At 53.4% G+C, this 26,447-nt stretch carries 23 protein-coding genes, 3 tRNA genes, 1 pseudogene and 1 riboswitch; of the genes and pseudogenes, 10 read left to right on the forward strand and 17 right to left on the reverse strand.

The window, feature by feature from the left end; all coding sequences use genetic code 11:
• Nucleotides 1–42: 42 nt before the first annotated feature.
• The 3 genes from HED22_RS02125 to HED22_RS02135 all read right to left on the reverse strand — a co-directional run bounded on the left by HED22_RS02125 (nt 43) and on the right by HED22_RS02135 (nt 2,556).
• Nucleotides 43–1,395 carry a TolC family outer membrane protein gene (locus tag HED22_RS02125; protein WP_167718387.1) on the reverse strand — a complete coding sequence of 451 codons (1,353 nt, stop codon included), beginning with the start codon at nt 1,393–1,395 and terminating at the stop codon, nt 43–45.
• Nucleotides 1,396–1,539: 144 nt separating this feature from the next.
• Nucleotides 1,540–1,863, reverse strand: coding sequence for a rhodanese-like domain-containing protein (locus HED22_RS02130; RefSeq protein WP_167718389.1), 324 nt, complete (start codon nt 1,861–1,863; stop codon nt 1,540–1,542).
• A 39-nt stretch (nt 1,864–1,902) separates the two neighbouring features.
• The gene (locus tag HED22_RS02135; protein WP_167718391.1) at nt 1,903–2,556 is read right to left on the reverse strand and encodes a protein-L-isoaspartate O-methyltransferase; all 654 of its coding nucleotides are present in this window, start codon (nt 2,554–2,556) and stop codon (nt 1,903–1,905) included.
• A gap of 386 nt (nt 2,557–2,942) precedes the next feature.
• On the opposite strand from HED22_RS02135, the gene HED22_RS02140 reads away from it, so the two are divergent.
• From HED22_RS02140 to HED22_RS02165, 6 genes are all read left to right on the forward strand, one after another.
• Nucleotides 2,943–5,384, forward strand: a complete 2,442-nt coding sequence (locus tag HED22_RS02140) for a methyl-accepting chemotaxis protein (protein ID WP_167718393.1) — start codon at nt 2,943–2,945, stop codon at nt 5,382–5,384.
• Between the two features lie 176 nt (nt 5,385–5,560).
• Nucleotides 5,561–5,634: transfer RNA gene (locus tag HED22_RS02145), tRNA-Cys, on the forward strand.
• 4 nt (nt 5,635–5,638) lie between these two features.
• Nucleotides 5,639–5,714: transfer RNA gene (locus HED22_RS02150), tRNA-Asn, on the forward strand.
• Nucleotides 5,715–5,993: 279 nt separating this feature from the next.
• Nucleotides 5,994–6,069, forward strand: a tRNA-Asn gene (locus tag HED22_RS02155).
• Nucleotides 6,070–6,141: 72 nt separating this feature from the next.
• On the forward strand, nt 6,142–6,459 hold the full coding sequence (locus tag HED22_RS02160) for a hypothetical protein (protein ID WP_167718395.1): 318 nt from the start codon (nt 6,142–6,144) through the stop codon (nt 6,457–6,459).
• Nucleotides 6,460–6,691: 232 nt separating this feature from the next.
• The gene (locus tag HED22_RS02165) at nt 6,692–9,382 is read left to right on the forward strand and encodes a bifunctional acetate--CoA ligase family protein/GNAT family N-acetyltransferase (RefSeq protein WP_167718397.1); all 2,691 of its coding nucleotides are present in this window, start codon (nt 6,692–6,694) and stop codon (nt 9,380–9,382) included.
• A gap of 77 nt (nt 9,383–9,459) precedes the next feature.
• Here the strand turns inward: HED22_RS02165 and HED22_RS02170 are convergent, their stop codons facing one another.
• From HED22_RS02170 to HED22_RS02205, 8 genes are all read right to left on the reverse strand, one after another.
• Nucleotides 9,460–9,897, reverse strand: coding sequence for a MerR family DNA-binding transcriptional regulator (locus HED22_RS02170; protein ID WP_167718399.1), 438 nt, complete (start codon nt 9,895–9,897; stop codon nt 9,460–9,462).
• Between the two features lie 120 nt (nt 9,898–10,017).
• Nucleotides 10,018–11,511, reverse strand: coding sequence for a hypothetical protein (locus tag HED22_RS02175; RefSeq protein WP_167718401.1), 1,494 nt, complete (start codon nt 11,509–11,511; stop codon nt 10,018–10,020).
• 183 nt (nt 11,512–11,694) lie between these two features.
• Nucleotides 11,695–13,110: an MFS transporter gene (locus HED22_RS02180; protein ID WP_167718403.1), complete on the reverse strand. Its 1,416-nt coding sequence runs from the start codon at nt 13,108–13,110 to the stop codon at nt 11,695–11,697.
• 36 nt (nt 13,111–13,146) lie between these two features.
• Nucleotides 13,147–13,854, reverse strand: a complete 708-nt coding sequence (locus HED22_RS02185) for an energy-coupling factor ABC transporter ATP-binding protein (protein WP_167718405.1) — start codon at nt 13,852–13,854, stop codon at nt 13,147–13,149.
• The gene (cbiQ, locus tag HED22_RS02190; RefSeq protein ID WP_167718407.1) at nt 13,838–14,635 is read right to left on the reverse strand and encodes a cobalt ECF transporter T component CbiQ; all 798 of its coding nucleotides are present in this window, start codon (nt 14,633–14,635) and stop codon (nt 13,838–13,840) included. Before cbiQ ends, HED22_RS02185 begins: the two co-directional genes overlap by 17 nt.
• On the reverse strand, nt 14,632–15,231 hold the full coding sequence (locus HED22_RS02195; protein WP_254869666.1) for a cobalt ABC transporter permease: 600 nt from the start codon (nt 15,229–15,231) through the stop codon (nt 14,632–14,634). Before HED22_RS02195 ends, cbiQ begins: the two co-directional genes overlap by 4 nt.
• A complete protein-coding gene (gene cbiM / locus HED22_RS02200; protein ID WP_167718409.1) occupies nt 15,224–15,898 on the reverse strand; it encodes a cobalt transporter CbiM in 675 nt (224 codons plus the stop codon). Before cbiM ends, HED22_RS02195 begins: the two co-directional genes overlap by 8 nt.
• Before the next feature lie 15 nt (nt 15,899–15,913).
• Complete coding sequence (locus HED22_RS02205; protein WP_167718411.1) at nt 15,914–16,711, reverse strand: DUF4198 domain-containing protein; 798 nt, start codon at nt 16,709–16,711, stop codon at nt 15,914–15,916.
• A gap of 167 nt (nt 16,712–16,878) precedes the next feature.
• Nucleotides 16,879–17,076: riboswitch (cobalamin riboswitch) on the reverse strand.
• A 151-nt stretch (nt 17,077–17,227) separates the two neighbouring features.
• Here HED22_RS02205 and HED22_RS02210 point away from each other — a divergent pair.
• On the forward strand, nt 17,228–17,770 hold the full coding sequence (locus HED22_RS02210; protein ID WP_167718415.1) for a DUF924 family protein: 543 nt from the start codon (nt 17,228–17,230) through the stop codon (nt 17,768–17,770).
• 58 nt (nt 17,771–17,828) lie between these two features.
• Here HED22_RS02210 and HED22_RS02215 read toward each other — a convergent pair whose 3' ends face one another.
• Together HED22_RS02215 and yaaA are read right to left on the reverse strand one after the other, a co-directional pair.
• The gene (locus HED22_RS02215; RefSeq protein WP_167718417.1) at nt 17,829–18,893 is read right to left on the reverse strand and encodes a glycosyl transferase family protein; all 1,065 of its coding nucleotides are present in this window, start codon (nt 18,891–18,893) and stop codon (nt 17,829–17,831) included.
• A gap of 23 nt (nt 18,894–18,916) precedes the next feature.
• Nucleotides 18,917–19,693 (reverse strand): peroxide stress protein YaaA, encoded by a 777-nt coding sequence (yaaA, locus tag HED22_RS02220; RefSeq protein WP_167718419.1) that lies wholly within the window; start codon nt 19,691–19,693, stop codon nt 18,917–18,919.
• Between the two features lie 191 nt (nt 19,694–19,884).
• Here yaaA and HED22_RS02225 point away from each other — a divergent pair.
• Nucleotides 19,885–20,208, forward strand: a pseudogene (locus HED22_RS02225) (peptidylprolyl isomerase); the annotation flags it as partial.
• A gap of 76 nt (nt 20,209–20,284) precedes the next feature.
• Here the strand turns inward: HED22_RS02225 and HED22_RS02230 are convergent.
• The 3 genes from HED22_RS02230 to HED22_RS02240 form a co-directional block, all read right to left on the reverse strand.
• Nucleotides 20,285–20,635, reverse strand: a complete 351-nt coding sequence (locus HED22_RS02230; RefSeq protein WP_167718423.1) for a DUF1491 family protein — start codon at nt 20,633–20,635, stop codon at nt 20,285–20,287.
• Nucleotides 20,636–21,421 carry a peptidoglycan DD-metalloendopeptidase family protein gene (locus HED22_RS02235; protein WP_175581108.1) on the reverse strand — a complete coding sequence of 262 codons (786 nt, stop codon included), beginning with the start codon at nt 21,419–21,421 and terminating at the stop codon, nt 20,636–20,638.
• 94 nt (nt 21,422–21,515) lie between these two features.
• Nucleotides 21,516–22,001 (reverse strand): hypothetical protein, encoded by a 486-nt coding sequence (locus HED22_RS02240; RefSeq protein WP_167718427.1) that lies wholly within the window; start codon nt 21,999–22,001, stop codon nt 21,516–21,518.
• A gap of 184 nt (nt 22,002–22,185) precedes the next feature.
• Between HED22_RS02240 and HED22_RS02245 the strand changes: the two genes are divergently transcribed.
• On the forward strand, nt 22,186–22,875 hold the full coding sequence (locus HED22_RS02245; protein WP_167718429.1) for a DUF599 domain-containing protein: 690 nt from the start codon (nt 22,186–22,188) through the stop codon (nt 22,873–22,875).
• A 66-nt stretch (nt 22,876–22,941) separates the two neighbouring features.
• On the opposite strand, the gene HED22_RS02250 is transcribed toward HED22_RS02245, so the two are convergent.
• Nucleotides 22,942–24,129, reverse strand: coding sequence for an MFS transporter (locus tag HED22_RS02250; protein ID WP_167718431.1), 1,188 nt, complete (start codon nt 24,127–24,129; stop codon nt 22,942–22,944).
• Nucleotides 24,130–24,483: 354 nt separating this feature from the next.
• Between HED22_RS02250 and thrS the strand changes: the two genes are divergently transcribed.
• Entirely contained in the window at nt 24,484–26,421 is a 1,938-nt protein-coding gene (thrS, locus tag HED22_RS02255; protein ID WP_167718433.1) for a threonine--tRNA ligase, read from the forward strand.
• Nucleotides 26,422–26,447: the final 26 nt, after the last annotated feature.

Consider the following 26,447-nt stretch of genomic DNA (forward strand, 5'->3'; position numbering starts at 1 on the left):
TCCTAAGGCAGGGTGTATCACCCTGCCCCGACCATCAACAAATCAATCCGTTCCCCACCACTGGTCCTTGACCTTATTATAGTTGGACTCAGTGTCATAAACTTCGACCGGCAGACCAAGGACCTGCGCATTCAGCGCCCCCATGGCGGCCTTTACCTGGAATTCTGCAACTGCGGCATCACGTCGCGAACCGACAAGGTCCACACGCGCTTGCAGCAGCTCCTGTTCCTGATCCAGAACATCAAGAACAGTACGTGATCCAACCGATGCTTCACGCTGAACGCCATCAAGCGCCACTTCGGCTGATGAAACCTGTGCTTGCTGCGATTCGATACTTGCACGTGCCGTCACAAGCGTTTCCCATGCGCTGGTCGCATTTTCGATGACCGCACGGCGTGCTTCATCGATCTGAATGCGCGCCTGCCCGGCAGTCTGCTTGGCTGAACGCACGTTCGAGAAAACCGCACCCTGCTGATACAACGGGATCGACACCGATGCGATGATATCGGCGGTATCGGATGTCAAATCCTCGGTCTGGGCTTCATGCGTACGTTCAACACCGGCAGAAAGACTGACCTCCGGATACAGCGAACCCTCGCTCAGACGAATATCAGACTGTGCTGCTTCTTCGGTATAAACCGCCTGAAGTACATCAGGGTGCTGCCCCTGTGCAATCGACAGAACGTCTGAAATGCTGGTCGGAAGTCCTGCCAGCGGATTGGGGATTTCAAGATTGCTCGGCGGATTGCCGACAAGGCGCTCATACTGGGCACCTGTATTGGCGAGGGCGCCTTGTGCTGAAATCAGATCCGCTTTTGCACCGGCAAGGCGGGCTTCGGCCTGCGAAACGTCGGTACGGGTCACTTCGCCAACTTCAAAACGATCACGCGTAGCTTCAAGCTGACGCTCAAGAACGCGAACGTTGTTCTGGTTAAGCTCAACCACAGCAGTGTCGCGCAAAACGTTGAAATAGGCCGTTGCGACCTGCAGCATCACATCCTGCTCGGTCGAGCGCAGAGACGCGCGCGCAGCCTTAATGCGGGACTCTGCACGATCAGTTTCTGCTGTGGTACGCCCACCACGATACAGCGGCTGGGTAACATCGAGACCAACCGTATAAGGTCTCAGGCTGTTATCGGTGGTGCTACCGTTCACTTCGGTTTCGTTGTCACGAACACCTGCACTGCCAGAAAGGCTTACACTCGGCCGCCAGTTGGACAGAGCCGAGGAAATTTCTTCGTCGGTCGAACGCAAAGACGCACGGCCAGCTTCGAGTGTCGGGTTGCTCTGGTACGCCTTGATAAGCGCGTCTTCCAGGCTTTCTGCAGAAGCACCGCCAGCCACAAGGCCGCCAGTCGCCAAAATACTGCAGGTCAGCAAGAACCGTTTGATCATTTATCTACCCTTGTAAAATCCTACACCAAGTCCCGACCCCGGCGCAGTTTCACGTATGGTAACGACGGAAGAAAAAATTTCCAAGAAAAGAGGCATTTGCATCAAAAAAAAGTAATGTGCCCCGTTTCTCCGTCATTGCCATTCTCAATCGTAGCGGCTCATATCACGCTCTATATCAAGCGCCCATGCATCTATACCGCCGCGAACATTAAAAACCTCTTTAAATCCACGGTCCTCAAGGAACCGGCCCGCATGACGACTGCGAACGCCATGATGACAAATGATCGCAAGCGGTTTCTCAGGCGCCAGTTCTCCCACCCTGCCCGACAGTTCGGAAAGTGGAATATGGTGCGCCTGACTGATCGCGCAGATTTCAAGTTCCCAGTCTTCCCGAACATCAAGCAAATCAAGCGGATGATCGCCTTCAAGCCTTATCGCAAGTTCAGAACAACTGATGTCTAGCACCATCAAATCCCTACCCGGCCGTAATCAGGCCGAAAAGCCAAATCAGAAGACAAAGCTTTCCGCAGGCTCAAACCCCGGCAGGTATGGGATGTTCGCATCAAACAGATCACGATGACCAATCACACCGTTTTCACGCTCATAAAGGCGCGCAACACCAACCTTGCCCGGTTGACGAACAACGGCAAGCAAACGCCCACCCTCAGAAACCTGTTCCAGAATACCGGCTGGCACTTCAGCAACAGCACCGTCGAAGACGATGACGTTGTATGGTGCCTGCTTGGCATATCCCGATGCAAGATCACCTTCGACAACAATGACATTGTCATAATTTTGCTTTTGGAAAGTGGCCTCGGCCGATGCCGCCATATCCTTGTCGCTTTCAACGGATACGACGGTTTCTGCCACGCGCGAAATAAGCGCGCTGGAATACCCGTAACCAGCACCAATCACCAACGCAACATCGGTTTCGGCGATTTGCGCGCTTTGCATGAGGCGTGCGATGACCATCGGCTCCATGGCGAACCGCCCACCTCCCACTGCGATATCTTCGTCAATATAGGCGACGCCACGCTTTCCTTCCGGCAGGAACAGTTCGCGCGGAACCCCTTCCATCGCTGCGATGACCAGCGGATCGGTAACCTTGTTGGTCCGAACTTGATTTTCCACCATGTTGTGGCGCGCGATTTGGTAATCCATGATTATCTGACCTGAAAATTCTCGCGAGAAACGGACCGCAGTCCCCTTTGTTGTCCCCAAAGACGGCCACGGCAATTGCCCTGTTTATAGTTGGCACTTAAGCAACTGACAACCACGGATCAAGCGCAACCACTTCTTTGGGCATGCATTTTCTACTCTTTTACCAACTTCCCTCATTTAATTTTCGCCCATTTGCAGCAGATCGACCATCAGGCTGAGCTCCCGGGACAAAAAAAATAGTGAAAGTACGCTAACCATCCCTATATGGGGATAATATACGCAAGTATATATTTATAATCTAACTGCAAGCATCACTTGCATAAAACAATGTCGTCAAACCTCTGCGCCACGATCTTGCAGCGGTTTATTCAAGGGGAACACCAACTATGCGTGATAATGGGCCGGTCACCAATCGCGAAATCGAAATGAAAGACGAGGAAATCCTCGTGTCCAAAACGGATACCGGAGGACGTATCCAGTTTTGCAACCAGGCTTTCATTGATATTAGCGGCTTTACAGATGACGAACTTGTGGGCTCTCCGCATAATCTGGTGCGCCATCCGGATATGCCCAAGGAGGCTTTTGCCAACCTTTGGCAAACCATCAAAAGTGGCTTTCCCTGGCAAGGTCTGGTTAAGAACCGAGCAAAGAACGGCGACCATTACTGGGTACGCGCCAACGTAACCCCTACGGTCGAGAATGGTGAGGTGACCGGATATGTCTCAATCCGTACAAAGCCGACCGAAGCAGAAAAGAAAAACGCAGAAGGTGTTTACGCAGACATTCGCAACGGTGACGCAAAAGACGTCGGGCTTGAATTTGGCGAAATCATAAACACAAGCCCGGCATCAAAGGCCAAGAGCTTCTTTTCGAGCATAAGGGGCGCTCTGCTCCTTGCGTTCGGAACAATGCTTCTGCTGATGCTTGTGATCGGTGGCTATGCAATATACAGCGAGTACCAAACCGAAAAACGCCTGGAAAGTGTATACGAGGACCGGGTCAAGCCCCTTAACCTGCTGAAGCAAGTATCTGATGATTATGCGGTGTTTGTCGTTGACGCGTCCCATAAGGTCCGGAACGGCAACTTTAGCTGGCAGGAAGGTATCGAAAGCATTGATCTTGCTGAAAAACGGATCAAGGAAAACCTCGATATCTACTTTGCGCGCAGTATTGATCCGGACGAAGCCCAGATCATTGCGCAGGTAAAAGACCTCATTCCGGCAGCAGACGAGTTGATCGGACGCCTTCGGACAATCTTTGAGCAGCAGGACACTGCCGCCCTGGATGCCTTGGTTAAAGATGATCTTTATCAAGTAATCGATCCGCTGACCGAGCAGATCGGCAATCTTTCGGTGGTTCAAAATGAAATCGTTGGGAGCCAGGTAGAAGACGCGCGTTCTGCCTTTACCATCGCTGTCATTGTAACACTTGGGTTGCTCGTGGTCGCAGCTGTGCTGACCTTCATCTATGCGGCGGCTTTGACTCGCATGTTCCGTCGTCCGCTTGAGGAAATGGGGCGCCACTTTGAAGCAATTGCGCGCAATGATTCTGCATATCTGATCCCGCTACCCAAAATGCCGGATTTCAAACCTGTCATCCAGCAGCTTCGCGCGTTGCATGCGAAACTGGCCTATAGCCGCCTGGAACGCGAGGAAAATGAAGCAAAGGCCAACACTCAACGTGTAGGCGCATTGCGTGGGCTGGCCGAAACGGTCGAGCAAGAATTGCACACTGTTGTTCAGTCGATCATCGACCAGACGCAGCGACTTAATTCTGCTGCTGGTGACATGGCCGGCTCCTCAGAGCGGGTTTCCCAGAACTCTGAAAGTGTCGCCGCTGCCGCCCATGAGGCACTGGCAAACGCGGAAACTGTGTCCGGTGCGTCCGAAGAACTTGCGGCTTCGATCCGGGAAATTACCCGCCAGATCGAAGAGGCTACGTCCCTTACTGCTGACGCCAATCAGGCGGGACAAAGTGCAGAAAGCACTGTGACATCCCTAAAAGATAGTGTTGATCGCATTGGAGAAGTTGCGGAGCTTATTGGTGATATTGCAGCCCAGACCAACCTTCTGGCTTTGAACGCCACCATCGAAGCCGCCCGTGCGGGTGATGCGGGCAAAGGCTTTGCCGTTGTCGCACAAGAAGTCAAAAACCTTGCCAACCAGACCGCCAAGTCGACGGAAGAAATCACGCGTCAGATCGGTGAGATTCAGAATGTGACTGGTTCAGTGGTTTCCACGGTGCAGCAGATGACCTCAAGCATCCGTCGTGTCGATGAAGTCGCCTCAAACGTCGCGACAAGCGTTCGCCAACAAGATGACGCGACCCAAGAGATTGCGCGCAATGTCGTGCAGACCGCGGAAGCATCGAACGAAGTGACCGAAAAAATCGGACACGTTGCCTCCGAAGCGCAGGACAACCTCACCCGCGCTGCTGATATGAACAAAATCGCAGAAGACGTCGATGCAAGCATCGCCGAGCTGCGCAACAGCCTTGTTCGAATCGTTCGTACCGCAACCCCGGAAGTAAACCGCCGAAAAGACCCGCGCTTTGAAGTAGAGCTCCCCATCACGCTGACAATTGGCGGCAAATCAATCTCTGGACAAACCATTGATATATCAACCGGTGGCACCAAGGTTTCGCTAAACGAAGAGATTGCACAGGGAGCGAAAGGCGAAATCACAATCAAGGGACCAGATACGACCATTCCTTTCGAGGTCGAGAATGCGGTTGATACCGTCGCCAACCTTGATTTTGCACCCAGCAAGGTCCGTGAAGAACGCCTCAAGCCATGGCTTGAAAAGCGGTTCGGCAAAGCGAATGGATAAGGTGATGCCTGCATTCACGTCAGACGCATAAACAATCTGTGAAAACCGCCCGAGATTAATTACGGGCGGTTTTTCTGATTTCACGAGGTTATTCATCATGTCTGCCGAAAAATGTAAAATTGGGTGCTTGACGGGTTGCGTTTGTTGAGGCTATACACCGCTCCAGCCAACGCGAAGGCGCGATGGCGGAGTGGTTACGCAGAGGACTGCAAATCCTTGCACGCCGGTTCGATTCCGGCTCGCGCCTCCACTGATCCGGCATAGCTCAGTTGGTAGAGCAAATGACTGTTAATCATTGGGTCGCAGGTTCGAGTCCTGCTGCCGGAGCCATAAACCCCTGGAACTCTGTTCCGGGGGTTTTTGTTTTCCAGGTCAATTTTTCCGGATCGTTTCAGGTGCTATGAGCGCCGGAATAGCGCGTATAACAACAGGCCATTTTCAACTCTCTTTCACCCTGCCCGTTATCCCTGCACGTATGACCCATCGCAGGATTTGATCGCCTTGAAAAAAGACGTGATTTTGGCCCGATTTTATCAAAAAAGGTCTTGCGGGCCTCGGACTGTTTGATTATACACCTGCCACGCGCATTGAAAGACGCGCAACGCCTGATCCGGCATAGCTCAGTTGGTAGAGCAAATGACTGTTAATCATTGGGTCGCAGGTTCGAGTCCTGCTGCCGGAGCCAATTAAAAAGGGACCGAACAATTTGTTCGGTCCCTTTTGCTTTTGCCCAACAGACATGATGGATGATCCAGTAATGAAGACCGTCAAAATTGACCTGCGTGAAGTAGAGCTAGCGACCCTTTCCGGATCGACACGCGGTTGGTTGATCATTGGGGATAACGGTATCATTCACGGGATGGTGCACCCGATTGACGGAGATCTTTTCACCATCTCGTCGAGCACTGATCCTCGCATTCAGGCCTTTGGTTGGTGCCCGATGTTTGACAGCCTTGCTCATGTACAGTCCGATCTGGAAATCGCTCTTGCCATGTCCTCGCAGGAAGAAGTCGAAACATGGCTGGAAGACTCCGAGCGATTTGATGATGACGGCCATCACGGACACGTCCACTAACGCCCTGGCGGATACGTGTTCACAAACCTGCCCGTTTCCGCTGCAATGCACTGCCACAAAAACTTCGTCTGCGCAGTGCTTTATTGATGCACAGCAAATCAATATAATTGGTATGCCTCTAAAATACCGCACTGCATCATTGATGGCGTGCTGACAATCTGGCATGCGCATCACCATATAGGGCAAATTGGTCGAAACCCGGCCCGCCCCCAGGACAAGGCGCAATTTGGCGATGAGTACAATCAACCTCGATCATCTGTTCAAACCCAAATCGGTTGCCGTGATTGGCGCGTCGAACCGGCCGCACTCCGTCGGCAGTGTGTTGATGAAGAACCTGCTTGCCGGGGGATTTGACGGACCGATCATGCCGGTTAATCCGCGCAGCCAGTCAATTGGCGGTGTTCTGGCCTACCCGGATGTCAACAGCTTGCCGGTTGTGCCCGAGCTCGCCGTGATTTGTGTTCCGCCCAAGGGTGTTGTTCCGGTCATGGAATGTCTGGCGGAAAAAGGTTGTCTTGCGGCCATCGTCCTGACAGCGGGTCTGAGCGCTGAGCAGTATGACGAAAAGCGTAACGTCAAACAGGCCATGCTCGAAATCGCGGCATCCAAAAAGATCCGCCTGCTTGGCCCGAACTGTCTTGGTCTGATGGTGCCGGGCATTGGCCTGAATGCCAGTTTCAGCCATCAAAGTATTGGCAGTGGCAAAATCGCCTTTGTTTCCCAATCCGGTGCCTTGTGTACCGCCGTTCTCGACTGGGCCGCGGCCCGTGGAATCGGCTTTTCTCACTTTATTTCGCTGGGTGAGTGCGATGACGTCGATTTTGGCGATGTCATCGACTATCTCGGGTCAGATCCCGATACCCGCGCGATCATGCTTTATATTGAGTCGATCCATGAACGCCGGAGCTTTATTTCCGCTGCCCGTGCTGCGTCACGCAACAAACCGATCCTTTGCATCAAGTCCGGCCGTTTTGCCGAAGGTGCGGCTGCGGCGGCATCACATACCGGCGCGCTGGCCGGGGCAGATGATGTCTTTGACGCTGCAATCAAACGTGCAGGTGTGTTGCGCGTTTACACGGTCAGTGAAATGTTCTCGGCGGCTGAAACGCTGTCGCGCATGCGACCGTTCCGTGGCGACAAGCTTGGTATTGTCACCAATGGTGGCGGTATCGGTGTTCTTGCCGTTGATGCCCTGATTGAACGTCAGGGGCATCTGGCCCATCTCGAAGATGACACCATCAAGGCACTAGACGAAGTCCTTCCGCCGACATGGTCACACGCCAATCCGGTCGATATTATCGGCGATGCGCCGGGTGAACGGTATGCCAAGACCATTGATGTGGTGTTGAAAGACAAGAACATCGACAGTTTGCTGGTGATGCATGCCCCGACAGCCATTACCGACCCGGTCGAGGTGGCTCAGGGCGTGATTGACACGATCAAGGGCAGCAAGAAGAACATTCTGACCAACTGGGTCGGCGAAGCGACCGTGGCCGAGGCGCGCAACATGTTCTATGCGGCGGGCATTCCCACCTACCGCACACCGGAAAACGCGGTCGCCGCTTTCCAGCACATGGTCAATTTCCGCAAGCTGCAAGACCTTCTGATGGAAACACCGCCGTCAGTACCGCATGATTTCACACCGGATATCGACAAGGCGCGCAGCATCATTCATTCCGCGATCCATGCGGGCCGCCATATGCTGACGGAACCCGAAGCGAAGTCGGTACTGGAGTGCTTTGGTATCAACACCGTCAAGACGTTTGCCGCCCTTGATGTCGAGGATGCGGTGAGCAAGGCTGAAAAGATCGGCCGACCAGTCGCGCTTAAGATTCTTTCTGACGACATCAGCCACAAATCAGATGTCGGCGGTGTCATCCTGAACCTTGAAAACGGCGAGGAAGTCCGCGCCGCTGCCGAGAAGATGAACCGCATCATCCGCGAAAAATTCCCGGAAGCGCGTCTGCGTGGCTTTACCGTTCAGGAAATGGTCAAGCGTGCCGGCGCACGTGAACTGATCGTTGGCATGACCACCGATCCGATCTTTGGTCCGGTCATCCTGTTCGGTCATGGTGGTGTCGAGGTCGAAGTTGTCCGCGACCGCGCCATGGCGCTGCCACCACTTAACATGAAGCTTGCCCGCGAACTGGTCGAAGGCACGCGCATTCACAAGCTGCTCCAAGGATACCGCGATGTACCGGCGGTCAACCTTGAAGAGCTTTATATGACACTGGTGCGCCTGTCTCAGCTGGTTGTCCAGCTTGGGGAGGTTGTCGAGCTTGATATGAACCCGCTTCTGGCCGACCGTGAAGGTGTGATTGCTCTGGATGCCCGTATCAAGGTCACGCCAAAGGTTCTGAGCGATGAAAACCGCTTGGCCATTCATCCCTACCCGCGTCATCTGAAAGAAAAAGTGGTAATGGATGATGGCACGACCTATTTGTTGCGCCCGATCAAGCCTGAAGATGAGCCGGCTCACTACGAGTTCATGTCGCGCCTGACGCCGGAAGACATTCACTTCCGCTTCTTTGGCTCTGTGCGGGAATTGCCGCACTCGGAAATGGCACGCCAGACCCAGCTTGATTACGACCGCGATATGGCTTTCCTTGCGATTCTGCTTGATGGCGACGAGGAAGTCGAATTCCACGGCATTGTTCAGGTCGTCATTGATCCGAGTAACGAAAAGGCTGAATACGCCATCATGGTGCGTTCTGACATCAAGGGGCGCGGCCTTGGCCGCATCCTGATGGAAAAGATGATCGAATTCTGCCGTCACAAAGGGACAGAAACCTTCATTGGTCAGGTTCTGCCAAACAACCGTCGGATGCTGACACTTTGTGAAAGCCTGGGCTTCACCCGTAAATTCATCCCCGATGAGGATGTGTTTGAGGTAACCCTGCCGCTGCAACGCGACCCGGAATAATGCCTGACCACTTCGTCAAACAAGAAAGCCCGGTGAAAATCACCGGGCTTTTCTTATGGCGAAACGGGTACTGAACGTCAGGGGGTTTCGGCGATCAGCTTGGCCTTGATATCGGCAACTGCCTTTTCCGGGTCGATCCCCTTATCGCGCAGCGTATCAATGGCTTCGTTTTCGATTGTACGAAGTTCCTGCAAGGTCGTCTGAACATCTTCAAGCTGTTGTTCAAGCTCTTCGATCCGGCGACGCCCGACCAGCATCAGGTGCGCAAGTTGCTCCGTGCGGCTGCGGTCGGCATCATAAAGATCGATATATTCCTTGATATCCTCAAGCGAGAAGCCAAGACGTTTGCCGCGCAAGACAAGCATCAATCGCGCACGGTCACGATAGTTGTAAACACGCGTCGCCCCTGCCCGCTGCGGCGCAAGCAGGTTTTTGGTTTCGTAAAACCGGATCGCACGCGGGGTGATATCGAATTCTTCGGCCAGCTCGGTAATGCTATAAAGCTTGTCGTTCATGGTTTTTCTTGTTTGTTGAATGCGGTACGCCACCATCGCAACATTCCGACAGGCCAGTCAACTGATTTACGCATACGTAAGGCCAAAACACTCCGTGTGGGGTCTTACGATCACGTCGCTTCAATCGTTGCAAACTGGCAAGGAACGTACGTAATCAAGGTCAACCGGAATGTAGTCCGGGCCCGCAAACACACGCCCGTTCGTCACTGCACCTGGCCAAAACCCGCTGTCGCACGACCATGAACTGCCATCGGGCATGGGAACACTCAAGGCTTCGCAGTAAGCCTCTTGATGCTGGACACGAAGCTCAAACCGTGCAGCAAGCCCATCCTCAAACAATGGGGTATCTGACGCGCGTGGTGCCGTAAGCACATCGTGGTATGGATCAAATACGGTCGGATAAGTCGGATGGTTTGCAAGATCACCTGTAAACTGGACCGGCAAGGGCCCGGTCGCAGAAAGATCAAGTTTGCCGGCCGGACCAAAGAAGGATTGATCAAGCGGCATCATATCTTCGGGTAGTTTGGTCGGCTCGGCGTGCTCGATCGCGTTGCGCGCATTGATCAGGCCCCTGGTCGTTCCCTTCTTGATGTATTTCTGGCGCAGGAAAAAGCTGTTGTGCAGGCAAACCGACACGTAGTCGGGCTGAGGAACAGATCCGCCCTTGCCCAGCTTGAGGACAGCGCCGCCATTATACTCATCGCCCTCCGGGCCCGGGCGGCTGTCAAACCAGCAGATGTTGCCGAAGTAGTACCAGAACCCGCCGCGCACACCATCCTGCGAGAACAACTTGTGGCAGTTATAGAACCGGTTGCGACCGACCCACCATCCAACCGCAGTGGCTTCGGGTTCGACCGGGTTGTCGCGGATGTATCTAAAACGGTTGTCCAATATCCGCACGTCACGGTTAAAGCTGCCGACAGGTGCATCAAGATTATGTCGGGAGACATCCATCCGAACGCCATTATAGCAATCACAGATATCGTTTCGGATGATTTCGACATCGCCGATGATGTCATCCGCACCGAAAAACGCGCCGTTAAGATAGCGGTATTCGACCTTTATAACATTGCCATCCTCATCCTTGCCGTCATGGATTTCATCCCAGCGGATCTGGCGCCAGATATTTGGATCCTGCACCCAACGGCAATCAGAGATCGAGATGCCGCGTGTTTGTTCACCATTGGCATAAAAGGCATAGGTCCCCTCGGTAATATCGAGATCACGAAACGCCAGATCGTGACTGTTTTCGATATAGACCGCACTCGGCCAGGCCCGCTTGATGGTAAAAAGCTCGATCCGGATATGGGATACTTCAATCAGCTGGAATACTGCAAAGCCCGCCTGACCGGGATTGCTTGCCGATATTGACCGGTCCGGAAGTTTTGCCGCGTCAATGATAGCATCCGGTTCGCCGCGAACAATGATTGGGTGTTCTGCTGTTCCACTGCGCGGAAACCGCAAAGGTTCGTCAAAGCAATAGTCGCCTGCAATCATCCGGATCATTTGTCCGGGCTGGCTCTGGGCAATGGCGTGGTCAAGTGTCAGGGTTGGACGTAACTTTGCGTCAATCCAATGTTCCCCGCCATCGTTTGAAACGTAAACAACTTCCATAACCACCCCTCCCTGACATCGATTGCAAAACCATAGCGTGAAACAACCGAAGGCGAAATACGTTGTTGTCGGCGTGCTTTGAGAGCACCCAAGTTTATTTCAACATACTTTTTGAAGTTTCACAGGTTACCGACAAAACAAGAAAGTGAGGGTTACTCACATTCAAGCATCTGGCACGCATGCCTAAACGCGATCACCGCTTTCCATTGGCCATCTGGTGTGATGGCTGTCGATCACAAAGCGATGTTTGTGTGTGACCGGCGGATGATAGTGCTTATGCCGGTGTTTTTCATGTCCGCTTGCATGATCGTGCACATGTGCATGATGCGGGTCGTTATGGTCATGCGGATGCTCATGCCAGAAACCGGGATGGCTGTGGCGTATTTCCAGCTTGTCTGCCCTGGGCCAGACAAGCTCCGCGACGACAACCGCCACAAGGGCCAAGCCGCCCGATGCCAGAAAGGCGACTGAAAGATCGACCAAACTGCCGAGCCACCCGACGATCCCATAGGCAAACAACCAACCGCCATGGGACAAGGCAAAGTTGGCTGCAAAAAAAGCCGAACGGTCGCCATCCCCTGCGGAACGCTGCACCAAACGTCCCCCCGGTGTTTGGGCAAATGTCGTACCAGCCCCGGCAATCACCCAGAGGGTTGCAAAAACAGGGACAGATGTGCCACCTGACAACATCACGATACCACCCAGCAACATCGCAACGCTTGCCACCACAATCCCGGACAGCATCAAGGGACGCTCGCCCATCCGGTCGATCAGACGCGGGATCATAAACGCCGCACTCATGGACCCGGCACCTGCGCAAGCCAGAAAGCCTGTGGTCAGCAATTCGGTGCCACCTAAAACACCACGAGTCAGCACGACTGTATTGACGATGATCATCGCGCCGACCGATGACACGGCAAAATATACTGCCAGAAGCCCCCGCAAGCGTGGTGTTTTCAAATAAGCCACAATGCCAAACACCGTATTGGCATAAATCCCGCCTGCCCGGTCCGTGGGCGCGGCTTGCGGTATCCGGGCGGTTACGATCAGCAGTCCGGACAACAAAAATGTCAGGCTATTGGCCATAAAAAGACTGTCGAATGACCAGATCACCAATAGCCCCGCTGCCAAAACCGGGCTTGCCAGATTTTCAACATCATAGGCCAACCGGGCATAGGACAGCCCTTTGGTATATGCCTTCTCGTCAGGAAGGATTTCCGGGATGATCGCCTGAAATACCGGGGTGAAGCTGGCAGACGCGGCGTTAACAACGAACACCAGAACGAAAATCTGCCAGACCTGATCCACAAATGGCAGACACAGGACAATACCCGCTCGTAACACATCCATCCCGACCAGCCACAGCCGGCGTGGCAACAGATGTGCCATCCCGCCAGCAATCGGCGCGATCACAAGATAGGCCACCATTTTCAGAACAAGGATAGAACCAAGTACCCGCCCCGCATGATCCCCGGCAAGGTCGTAGGCCAGCAGTGAAAGGGCCACTGTCGTTAACCCTGTTCCGATCAGGGACGTAATCTGGGCCGCAAACAAATGGCGAAAGACCGGTTGGGAAAACGGGGATATGGATGAAGTCATCACCGCCCTTTCAGGGTCTTGTAGAGGATATGATCCTCAGGATGCGTCCTCTGCCTGCTTGGCGCGTTCACCGGCCGTGCATTTCTTTTTCGGCAATTGGAGCACTTTGCCTGTTCGCAATTCAATGATTCGGGTGGCAAGTTTACGCCGGAAGTGCGGATCATGCGATACAAGGATCATGGCTTGCGGAAGACCAAGCAGGATTTCCTCAAGCCGGTGCATGTTTTCTTCGTCAAGTGCATTGGTCGGCTCATCAAGCAGCAACACGTCTGGCTTCATCGCCAGAACAGCCGCAACAGAGACCAGCCGCTTTTCCCCGCCAGAAAGTTCATGAGTAATGCGTTCCCGCAAGTGTGTCAGGTGCAGTTGTTCAAGAACCTCATCGACGATTGCCAAGGCTTCCTCGCGGCTGGCCCCCAAATTAAGCGGGCCAAATGCGATGTCTTCGATGACAGTCGGACAAAAAAGCTGATCATCGGGGTCTTGAACGATGAAGCCGACCCGGCAGCGCAAATCGTGAAATTCGGTGTCGGTGAACCGTGGTGTTCCAAAGGCGCGGATTTCACCAGCATGCGGCTTGATCAAGCCGACTACAATCCGCAAAAGCGTGCTTTTCCCTGCCCCGTTCGGTCCGGCAAGAAACAGTCGTTCACCCGGATCAAGGGTCAGACTGACATTATTCAGAACATTCTGGCCTGCCCGATAGCCGTATGAAATATCGTTTAATTCAATAAGCGAAGACATAAATTCGATCCAAAACGACAAGAGCAGCGATCAGGGCGAGGAAGAAAACGGCAAACACACCATCACGGCGCCGAAAGGCCATATCATCAATCATCGGGAAATGGCCACTAAAGCCGCGGCACTTCATAGCGTCAAGCACACGTTCGGCGCGTTCAAGGGAACGTACGACCAACATGCCAAACAGATCCCCTCCTGACCGGTAGGTGTGCGCATTATTGCGTGCCTTGAACCCACGCAGTTTCATTGCCATCCGAAGACGATGATACTCATCATGCAACACCGAAATGTACCGCACGGTAAACATCATGAGATGCACCAGTGCAGGCGGACATTTCAATCGATAAAGCGTGTGTCCCAACGCCACAGGCGTCATACCCGAAAGCAAGCTTAGCATCATCAGGACAACCGCGTTCGCCCGAATGCCGATAAGGACGGCATGCATCAACCCTTCCTTGCTGGCTTCGGCTCCTAGGACGGAGAACATCGTTGTACCGGGTGTCGTGAAAGGCAACATCACCAACATTACAATAATGAAGCCGTCCATGGCCGCCATGCGTTTCAATGTCACGCGCAATGGCAAGTCGGTCAGGCTCATGGTGACTGCGGCAAGCGCCACGGCCCCCAGCGCAAATTCGATCTGTTGCAAGACTACCACGACAATCGCGAAAACACAGGCGGCAATGACACGGACCCTCGGATCGAACGTCCCGACCAATGACGGAGCATCCCCGCCACCTGTCTGAACCTTCAAGGGTTGGTCATGTCCGAAAAGATGGCTCATGCGTTGGGTGCTTTTGCTCTTATCCGTCGCGCTGCGATGTAATAAATAATCCCGAAGGCACCGAATATATAACCAATCCCACCCAGAATCGATTGAAGATCATTCTTTTCCTTATAGGCGGTGATTTCACGTCGTAACGGGCGCAATTCGTCGCGCACGATGGTCGCGATAATCTCTTCCTGTGCATGGGTAATTGTGGAGCGGGTATCTGTGTCCGCCGCATCGGATGCAGTCGCGGTTTGCGATGACGCTGTTTGGGCCGGGCCAGCAAAACCAGACAAGTCATTTATCGCAAATTTCGCCTCTGCAACGTGACCCGCACCCAGATCGGCGCGAAAGCGCAAGTCAACCTGACGGCTTGGTGTGTAGGTAAAAAAACCATCCGCATCGGTTGTGACTTCGTCGATCTTGTTTCCCTCGGGATCAAAAATCTCAACAAGTGTGTTGGCGGCCATAATACCGTTGGAAAAACCGATCTCGCCTTCGATGTTCTCCCCACTGGGAAACACTGACGCAATTACCTTGTGCGCATTCGCGGGGGCTGTGGTCAGCGCAACAAAGCCCAACATGAAAAGCGTCGTGAGAACCTTAACCATTGGGGGCTTCCCCCGCCTGCTTTGCACGCAAAACCGCAGCCTGCAGCTGGAAGTCCGCAGCGGCATCGGCAGGCTGCAACAAAGCGGGTTTCACCTTGGCAATAAGATATACTGCTGCCGCCGACACCAGACCTTCAACCACCATGATCGGAATATGGGCAAAGAAGACAAGTTTGGCCGCCGGGATAAAGGCATCCCCGCTTAGGGCCAGCGAAATCGCGACAAACAGCGTCGTCAGCGCGATTGAAAACGCACCAGCGACCCCACCCAGAACCGCCGCGGTGACCGGGCTACTGCGAGAGACCATGCCCCTGAACAACAAGCCAGCAAGCACAGCAGGCAAGGCGATATTGACGGTATTGACGCCAAGCACCGTCAAACCACCAAAGCCAAAGAAAATAGCTTGCAGCAAAAGGCCAACAAAAAGCGCAGGGAACGCGGTCCAGCCAAGCACCAGCCCGGCCAGACCGCTCATGATAAGATGTACACTCGATGGTCCGACGGGCACGTGAATAAGCGAGGCAACAAAGAATGTCGCTGACAAAACCCCGGTTGCGGGAATTTTATCGATTGGCAGTTTGCGCAAACCAAGGCCAAGCCCGGCAACCGCAAGGACACCGCCACCAATCAGAACTTCCGGTGCCAGCGCACCATCGACAATATGCATCTATTTATCCCCCGCCTATTTCACATCATAGGCGCGAACCCACAGGACTGCATCCTGTGAAAGTTCTTTGCCCTGAAATTCTTTTTCAGGACCGCTGCCAAGTGCTGCAAATCCCCAAAAGCCCGCTTTGGGAACGCCAAAAGTGAAATACCCGTTTTCATCCGAAATGGCGACCACGGATCCGCCTGGCATTGGCGATGCCGTCGGTGCCTTGGGGGCATTGCGCGCCATATCTGGCTCCGCTGCCATATACTCAATTTCGATCTCTGCACCTGCCACCGGGCTTCCTTCGTTCAAGACACGACCGGTAAACGTTGAGCCGGCGACGATATTGGTCGGGCGGTTAAGTGGCAAAATTTCCGTCTTGAGACCTTGCGGTTCCATCCAGTCCGTCGGGATTTCGTTGCGATTCACATAGGATTTCGTGATCTGCTGGATGTAAATATCTTCGCTTTCCTCGAAATACGGTTCTGGGACAACAACCATGACATAATCACCACTCCGCTTGAGTGGCAGCGTGGCGTCATATGCCTTTGCTTCATTTTCAGTGCCGTGGAAAGTGATTGGGGAAAGCGTTGATTTCAGATCAACCTTCTCGCCGCGATGAACCGCATAGAATTCAATTGGTTCGGCCATGTCCATGACATGACCGTTTTCAAACGGGTGCCAGAAAATCAGCTTTACCGGCTGATCTCCGGCCTTTGTCGCATTTACTTCCGGCGTATAAGCCAACTGAAAATGGGCGCTGGCCGGCATGGTAACCGACAACACGCAGGAGCTTGCAACTGCAAGCCTACTAAGATTCTTCAACATATAATCGTCTCTTTCTCAAACGATGCATGCGGCAACAGCCCGACATGCAGGGTCAGGACAAAGAACGATAGGATGGCTGGAAGCAAGATTGCGGATCTTCAATAGACCGTTTGTACCCCTGCAACCTGACGCTCACCCCGGCGTCCAACAGTTTCATACCAAGCGTCAAGTGCTTGGCAGTCAAAGGCAGGTCTCCTGGCTCACGGTTTGAAAAACACTGCGCCTTCCCGGTTTTCACCAGTGGCATATGCAGTGCCTTGACCGCTTACAGTTGCGGGGGCAGCCGTGGCTTTGTCGTGCGTGACGCACCACGTTCCCTTTTAAGTTGATCCATTCAGATCAACACCAAAGACAGTGTCATAATCCACACGGGACAGATTGCTGTCAACTCTTTGTCCGGTTGCACAATCATAATCTTTTAGACGATGGCTTGACCTCATATGAACGCCGCGCAAAGATCATCGACACCTTTACCAACAGGCTGTGAATGCGGTCATCATCAAGGGCGGAAACATCATGACACCTGAAACAGTTCTTGTTTTCTGGTTCAAGGAACTTGAAGAAAAACAGTGGTTTATCAAGGACACTTCCCTTGATCGCCATATCACAGAACGGTTTTCGGATTTTCATGCCGCTGCCTGCGCGGGTGAACTTTTTACCTGGCGTAATACGCCCCACGGACGCTTAGCCGAGATCATTGTGCTTGATCAGTTTTCACGCAATATGTATCGCGATCAGCCGCAATCCTTTGCTTCTGATCCAATGTCACTGGTTTTGGCACAGGAAGCTGTTTCACTGGGGTTAGACCGAAAACTGGTCACACCGCAGGAACAGGCATTTCTGTACATGCCTTACATGCATTCCGAGTCCGAGATCATTCATGAAGTCGCTGTTGATCTGTTTTCTCAGCCTGGCCTTGAACACAATTACGAGTTCGAGCTGAAGCACAAAAAGATCATTGACCGGTTTGGCCGCTATCCACATCGCAATGAGATCCTCGGCCGCCCATCCACGCCCGAGGAACTAGCCTTTCTCGAGGAACCCGGATCGTCCTTCTGAGCATAAAAAGGGACGGTAATCCGTCCCTTTCATTCGTTCCGACTTAAACCGCGAAAAATCAACCGACATCCCGGTCGCGATTATCCCACCAGTCTTGGACAAGGCTTTCTGCTTCATCCATGTAGTCAGCTTTGCCCGCAAGGAATGCCGCCATCGCCGCACTGCCTTTAATCTTGGCTTCAGCGGGCATGTCGTCGACGTCACCGCGCCAGACAGCCAAAAAGTGCTTCAGCGATATCGGACTTTGATCTTCGAGAGCTTTTTCTGATTTCGACAACAAGGCTGGCCAGCGGACATCATTCAGTTCGCCATTATCAAGCATGCGCAAATCGACATGCTTGTAAGGCGTTCTTTCAGCCTCGCCGCCGCCGCCCTTGATCACGCCAATCCTCGGTAGTTCGAGGAGCTTGCCGGTTTCACGGTGAACATCAAGAAATGCAGGATGAAACACGCCAAGAAAAGCAGACCGTGCCTGCAAAGGGTTCAACAGTCGAAGCAGCGTATTGACCGGGCTGCGCAAGCCGAGCAATGGACGCAAGCCAATCAGTTCCTGCAGCTTGGGATGCATATGGCGCAACGGCAGGTAAGCAAACCCCTTTGACGCAATGTCGGACCGGGCTTCTTCGGCAGACATCGCGATCGGCAACTTCAGTGCCTTGATGGCGGCTTCCGCGCCGATGCCGTTCACCAGATGCGAATTATAGCCATGCATCAAGATCGGAACACCGTTCTGCGATAACAACAGGGCTGAGAGCACGAACCAGGGCAAACCACGGGTGCGACCGGCGGCATAAGACGGCCAGTCCAGTGCCGGGCGTTCAAGATCCTCGTTTTCGCCCTCTTCATCCGGCTCAAGACGGGCGGCCTTCCGGACAGCCTCGATCATGCCGGCGAGTTCTTCGGGGGTTTCTGCCCGGTAACGCAGCATCAACAGAAATGCACCAAGCTGGATCGGTTCGATCTCATCACGGAGGATCATGGAGAACGCCTCAAACGCCTCCTCACGGGTCAGGCTGCGCGAACGGCCCGGCCCACGGAAAAACGTGCGCAGATAGCCCGAAAACGGGTGCGCTTCAGGTAAAACGTTCTCTTCCTCGAGCTGTTCAAGATGCTCGTCGGTCATAGGATTTCACCGGATCGTTGTCATTACTGGTCGTGGATACGTGTAAAGACCCACTCTGTCTCGGATGACAGGTCATCCTGATAGCTGTAGCCATCAACGTTGAATTTCTTGAGCTCTTGCGGGTCTTCGAGGCGATTGTCAATCATATAGCGCGCCATCATGCCACGTGCACGCTTCGCCGAGAAACCGACAACCTTGGCCGCGCCACCCTTTACCTCTTTGAAAACAGGGGTAATAACCGGGCCATCAAGCACTTTGGTCTTGATTGATTTAAAATACTCGTTCGACGCCAGATTGATCAGGCTGCGGTCCTTGTGACCTTTGGTGATTTCATTGATTTCATTGGAAAGCTTGTCATCCCAGAACGCATACAGGTCCTTGCCGCGCGGATTGGAGAGACGCGTGCCCATTTCAAGACGGTATGGCTGCATCAAATCACGTGGTTTGAGCAAACCATAAAGGCCTGAGAGCATGCGAAAGTGATCTTCCGCCCAATCAATGTCGTCAGCCTTCATCGTATCGGCATCAAGGCCGACATAGGTATCACCGCGAAAAGCGAAGATCGCCGGTTTTGCATTGGTTCGATCAAACGGTCGGGAAAAATGCTGAAAACGCTGATAGTTCAGATCGGCAAGGTTTTCACTGATCCCCATGAGCTTCATAAGGTCGCTGCGGCTTTTTTTGCGCGCGACATCAACAAGTTCTTCGGTGTCGTCCAGAAATGCGGGCTGTGAAACAGACATTTCAGGGGCGTCTGTTTCAAAATCAAGCTTCTTGGCCGGGGACACAACAGCAAGCATCAATCTGCCTCTTCTCTTTCATCTCGGTTCAATTTGTCGTAACAAGCCACAAGGCATGGGCAATGTCTAGGGTCCAACCACATGTACTGCAATATACGGCTGTTCATGTATCTGGACCCTTGGTGTTAACCATAAACTTCTAATTTTGCAGATAATCCGTCTGGTGCAAGCTCTGGCGGAAGAAAGGACCCAATATGAGTGAACAAGTTCGCGCGTCGCACATTCTTTTGATGTATGCCGGTTCGGCCCGTTCGACCGCCACCCGCACCAAGGACGAAGCCCTGACCGAAATCAACTCCCTTAAAGACCAGATCGCATCGGGTGCGGATTTCGCGGAACTCGCAAAAGCAAACTCCGATTGCCCGTCTGGCCAGCAAGGCGGCGACCTTGGTTTCTTTGGTCGTGGTATGATGGTTCCGGAATTTGATGCCGCTGCGTTCAGCATGGACGTTGGTGCGACTTCTGACGTGGTTGAGACCGATTTCGGTTACCACCTTCTGCAGCGTACCGCCTAAGCAACCGCTTACGCACGGTGCAAAGAGTGAAGGCTGGCATTTGATTGCCAGCCTTTTTCTGTTTCTGTCACCGCAGTCAGAAATCAACTATCGGTGCATCAAGCTCATATTGCGACTTGTGATCTTCGATCTCCAGCACCCAGACATCGGGATCAAACCCAATTTGCTTGCGCCAGTATTCGTCACAGGCGAACTCCATTTCGCGCCCCCCATCCGGGCCACCAGCCACAAGCATCCAGCCCAGATCCCCATCAAGCGTTGTCACCCGCGAATAGACAAAGCACCCGGCATCAAACCGGTTAAGCTTCAAAAGCACTGCACCGGCATCTTCATTGCCCTTGTGGACCACCATCGCCGTGATCAGGTTTGACTGGCAAATCGCGATCTGCCCACGCACCCACAAACCGGCTTTCAGACGTGGTTGCATTTATACCCCTTCCCGTGAAGCGGTCACGTTTTCAGGCATTTGTAAAATCAGGTTCGCATTTGGACAGATACTTTCCCAGACATCCCACTCAGACGGCTTGGCGGCACCAAAGAAGTCCCCTTCCCGTCCAAGCATGTCGAAAATGATCTGGAAATGCAGGTGCGGTATCCAGTCCCCATTGATCGGGAAATCCCCGAAACGGCACAACAGATCATCGGCAGAGACTTCCTTGCCCTTATAAAGCCCATCAAGGGACTCGCGGCTGAGATGCCCGTAAAGCGTATAGAACTTAATGCCTGCAGCCGGTTCGTGCTGCAAGATGATGGTCGGACCATAATCCAGATGCAGGTTGTTATCGGCAAAGCTGTGCACGACACCATCAAGTGGTGCGAAAACCGGCGTGTATGCCGGTGCGAACAAGTCGATGCCAAGATGCTGGCTGCGGGCCTCACCATCGTTTTTGAACTGTTCGGATTGATAGCAAATCCGATCTTCACGATATCGCCCGATCCCGACCGGCGCATTGGCGTCCGCCAGTTGCTGCCACATGATTTCGGTTTGGCGCGCCGGGTCGCTTTCTCCGCCAATCACCACATCTCCGTTGGATGAAAAGTCATAAACGATCTTCGTACAGGTTTTGAGATCGCACTCCATCACCGACCGAAAACGATCACGGTTTGTATCGATCCAGGCACGCAGGGTTGCGGCTTCGGGCATTGGCTCCTGCCGTTGGGCAAGGCGATCCTGATAGGTTTGAAGACGTTGGGCTGCGGCGGTTGATCGCATGGCGGTCACGGTGGTGGCTCCGAAACAGAAAAAGGCAGGGAACGATGCCCTGCCTTTAGCTACATTAATATCTGCCGGGTCGGCAAGCATTGGCTTACCAGTTCGTCACTTCATATTCGCAAGACACGTCATCATCGTCTGTATCGGTCAGCGCAACCGTCAGACGGCGCATCTGCGGGTTGAAGCGTTTGATGAAGTTCAGAAGAAGCAGGGACTCTTCGGAAAGTTCGCCCGCGTCTTCGTCATCTTCGTCCAGTTCACACAGCTCGACCAGCTCAAGGAACAAGGCACCAAGCGCGCGTTTGACGTCTTCACCACCCTTAAGGCCGCCCGTCAGTTCGCCCAGCGGACCAAGATCGATTTCGAGTTTGCGCAAGTTTGCGCTCATCTGGTCGATGGCATCTTCATCAAGAACCATTTCGGCCGCAATCATGTGCGTGCCGACTTCGTTGATATTCATGAAACCAACGAATTCGAACAGATCGTCTTTGGTGCGACCGTCTTCCAGCAGCTTTTCGGTATGTGCTTCGAATTCTTCGAAGTCGATATCTTCGCCAAGATCGTTTTCAAGATCGCTCATGTCGCTCTCCAATCAAAATTTGCGCTGCTGATACTCTGGATTGCGGGAAAACTCAACCCGGACTGGTGATATGGACATCTGCTATGCGGCCATCACATTGCCTGAGACAAAGACCTTCAAAGAAGATTGCGAACGATACAGCATTATCTCTAGGATTAGAATAAATCTGATGGACAGGCTTTGAATGGAACCCGTTATGCCCGCCTTCACGCTTCTTGATGCTGTCGCAATTTGCTGGGCGTTTGCCTGGTGGGTTGGATACACGGTTTTTGCCGATGCCAGTTCACGCCGTCGCAACTCCATCTCTGCCCATATGGCACGCAATCGCCATCGCTGGATGGAACAGATGCTTAAACGCGATATCAGGATGGTTGATACATCCATTGCCAGCAATCTGATTACAGGCATCAGTTTCTTTTCTTCGACAACCATTCTGGTCCTGATCGGCCTGATGGCTCTGCTGGGTTATACCGACAAAGCCATTGAAACCGTCTCTGCCCTGCCCTTTGCGGCCGTTACCACGCCGGGTGTCTGGGAATGCAAGGTAGTGTTGCTTATCGTGATCTTCATTTATGCCTTCTTCAAGTTCACCTGGGCTTTCCGGCTGTCGAACTATTGCTCGATCCTGATCGGGGCAGCACCCGATGCCGATGAACCCGATGCTGCCCGGGCAGCGGCCCGCGCTTCGCGGATGAGCATGATGTCAGCGCATAACTTCAACCGCGGCATACGCGCCTATTTCTTCGCCCTATCGGCATTGGGATGGTTTTATCACCCCGTCGCCTTCATTATCTGCGCAACGTGGGTGACACTGGTTCTTTACAACCGGGAATTCCGGTCGCATGCACTTGATATCCTGAGCGGCCACCACTGATCGTAACAGCAACGAAAAAAGGGCCGCGATTGCGGCCCTTTTTTTTAATCTTCAGGCGTCTTACCTCTAAGCAGTTTGCGCTTTGCGACGGATGGCAAATGTTGCCACGACAAGCAATACAAGGCCAACCGGCAAGGCTGCACTGTAAAGCAAAGTCACCCAGCCTGATCCGGCATAGATCGTACCCGCCGACAGGGACGCAATGGCAACGGTCCCGAATACACAAAACTCATTGACCGCCTGTACACGAGCCTGTTCAGACGGACGATAATTTTCCGTCAGGAAGGTGGTTGCGCCTACAAACATGAAGTTCCAGCCAACGCCAAGCAGGACAAGTGACACCCAGAAATTGCCCATCAAATCCTGACCGGAAAGGCCAACCGCAAGACAGGCAAAATTAAGGATCGCGCCAGCCTGAATGACCTTAAGCGCCCCGAAGCGTCTAATCAGGTTGCCAGTAAAGAACCCGGGCGCATACATGCCCACTACATGCCATTGGATGATAAAGGCAGCATCACCAAACGCGTAATTGCAATCAAGGATCGCAAGTGGGGTGGCCGTCATGACAAAGCTCATCACGGCATAACCAAGGGCGCCGGCAATGATTGCCACGATGACCGCCGGTTGGCCTATCACGGTTGCCAATGGACGTGCCGGCTCCGGATGTTTGTGACCACGCATATCGGGCAGACGCAACTGACCAATCGCAATCATCAACAAGAACTGCAACCCGATCAGGGCGACAAAGGATCCAAGGAACGGAACGGTATCAAACCAATCGCGTGCAAAGCTTGCCAAGTTAGGACCGATAAAGGCCGAGGCCAACCCGCCCAGCATGGTGTAGGAAATTGCCCGCGCACGGAATTCTGCCGGTGCGGCTTCTGCGGCGGCAAAGCGATACTGCATGGCAACGGCATTACCCGCACCGATGCAGGCACAGGCCACGCAAAGCAGCCCAAAATTGCCATAGGTCACCGCCCCCATACCTGATATCGCCCCCGCCATGGCGATCCCAGCCCCCATCCAGAAGCCGAATCTGCGGCCCATCTTGGCCATCACAACAGCGGACGGTGCCGTCATCGCCATCATGGCAATCATCATGCAGGCGACAGGCAAGGTTGAAAGCGACTTGTCGCTGGCAAGCGAGAATCCGATCACGGCAGCGACGGTAAAAATCAATGACATCGCACTGGCTGACAGAGCGACACAGAGACTCAAAATCATGATGTTCCGGCGGACTTCCGGGCTCGACATGTGGGGCTCCCCTTCGGTGGCGGTGGTGGCGCCATTATGACGTTTTCGCAAAACAGGCCAAAGACCGCGGCTTCTATCTTGCTCTACAAGTTTGTCCTGTTATATTGGCTCTTCACCTTACGGGATAGTATCAATGTACGGCTTTGCCGACAAAAAGTTGAATACCGCTAAAATCACTGCTTGCTGCAATGGCAGCAGCGCGGTCCGTGCTGTCCCGAAAGTCGCTTTTTTCAAAGAGCGAACTTGACCTCATCCTGAAATTCCTTTTCTTGTGCATTTACCCCGCGTAAACATGCGGGCTCTATATGTGCATTACTGAATTATGCCCGCAGATAAAGCAGAGTTGAGCCAACCATGATTGCCCTGACCCTTCCCGATGGTGCCGTACGCGAATTTGACGGCCCGGTATCGGGGTTCGATGTCGCCAAAAGCATCAGTTCTTCGCTGGCAAAGAAGTCCTTTGCCATCATCGTCAACGGTGAAGTGCGCGACCTCGCGCGCGAGATTGACACTGACGCGACTATCGAAATCGTGACCAAGGGCCATGCGGAGGTTCTGCCGCTGATCCGTCACGATTGCGCCCACGTCATGGCCGAAGCCGTTCAGGAACTTTATCCCGATACGCAGGTCACGATTGGCCCGTCGATCGAAAACGGTTTCTATTACGACTTTGCCCGTGAAACGCCGTTCACGCCCGACGATCTGGTCAAGATCGAAAAACAGATGCACAAGATCATCGAGCGTAACGAACCGATCGTGCGTGAGGTCTGGGACCGCAACGAGGCGATCAAGTTCTTCCTTGATAAAGGCGAAAAATACAAAGCCGAGATCATTGAAGACCTGCCGGAAGATGAAACCATTACCTGCTATCGACAGGGTGATTTCATTGACCTGTGCCGTGGCCCGCATGCGCCGTCGACTGGCAAGATCGGCAAGGCCTTCAAACTGATGAAGGTTGCCGGCGCCTATTGGCGTGGCAATTCCGATAATGAAATGCTGCAGCGTATCTATGGTACCTGCTGGGAAAGCAAGGAAGACCTTGAAGCTTACCTGCACATGCTTGAAGAAGCAGAAAAGCGCGACCACCGTCGTCTTGGCCGTGAGATGGACCTCTTCCACATGCAGGAAGAAGCCCAAGGCTCTGTCTTCTGGCATGACAAGGGTCTGAAGCTTTATCGCAAGGTTGAAACCTATATCCGTGATCGCCTTGACGCGGCCGGGTATCAGGAAGTCCGGACGCCGCAGCTTGTCGACCGCGTGCTTTGGGAAAAATCCGGTCACTGGGAAAAGTTCCGCGAGAACATGTTCACCACTACGCCGGATGAAGATGATCCCGAACGTGTTCTGGCGCTTAAGCCGATGAACTGCCCGTGTCACGTGCAGATCTTCCGTCTTGGCAGCAAGTCCTATCGTGACCTGCCGCTGCGGATGGCGGAATTTGGCTGCTGTCACCGGAATGAGCCATCTGGTGGCCTGCACGGCATCATGCGCGTGCGTCAGTTCATTCAGGACGATGCCCACATCTTCTGCACCGAAGACCAGATTGTTTCGGAAACCAAGATCTTCTGTGACCTTCTGAAATCGGTCTACAAGGATTTCGGCTTTACCGATATCCTGGTGAAGTTCTCTGACCGCCCGGAAGTTCGTGCCGGGTCTGATGATATCTGGGACAAGGCCGAAGCTGCCCTGCGCGAAGCGGCACTGGAAGCTGGCCTGGCGCTCGAGGTCAATCCGGGCGAAGGCGCGTTCTATGGGCCGAAGCTTGAGTTTGTGCTGCGCGACGCGATTGGTCGTGACTGGCAGTGTGGTACCCTTCAGGCTGACTTCGTCCTGCCGGAACGCCTTGATGCGTCCTATATGGGTGAAGACGGCGAGAAGCACCGTCCGGTCATGCTGCACCGTGCGATCCTTGGATCACTTGAACGCTTCATCGGTATTCTGATCGAAAACTATGCCGGTCGCCTGCCGCTTTGGCTGTCACCGGTTCATGCGGTTGTCTGCACCATTACCAATGATGCCGATGACTATGCACGTGAAGTGAAGGCTGCGCTGGAAGCCAAGGGCCTAAATGTTGAACTCGATACCCGTAACGAGAAAATCAACTACAAGGTCCGCGAACACAGCCATGCCAAGGTTCCGATGATCCTGGCACTTGGTAAACGTGAAGCCGAAGAAAAAACCGCATCGGTTCGCCGTATTGGCTTCAAGCATCAGAAGACCTTTGGCATTGACGAACTTGGCGATGCGATGGCTGCAGAAATCCGTGATCGCGTGATTGAGGCCGAGTTCTGATCAAGCTCCAATAGACCACAAAAAAA

It is taken from the genome of Thalassospira sp. HF15 (assembly GCF_011806525.1).
Taxonomy (GTDB): Bacteria; Pseudomonadota; Alphaproteobacteria; order Rhodospirillales; family Thalassospiraceae; genus Thalassospira.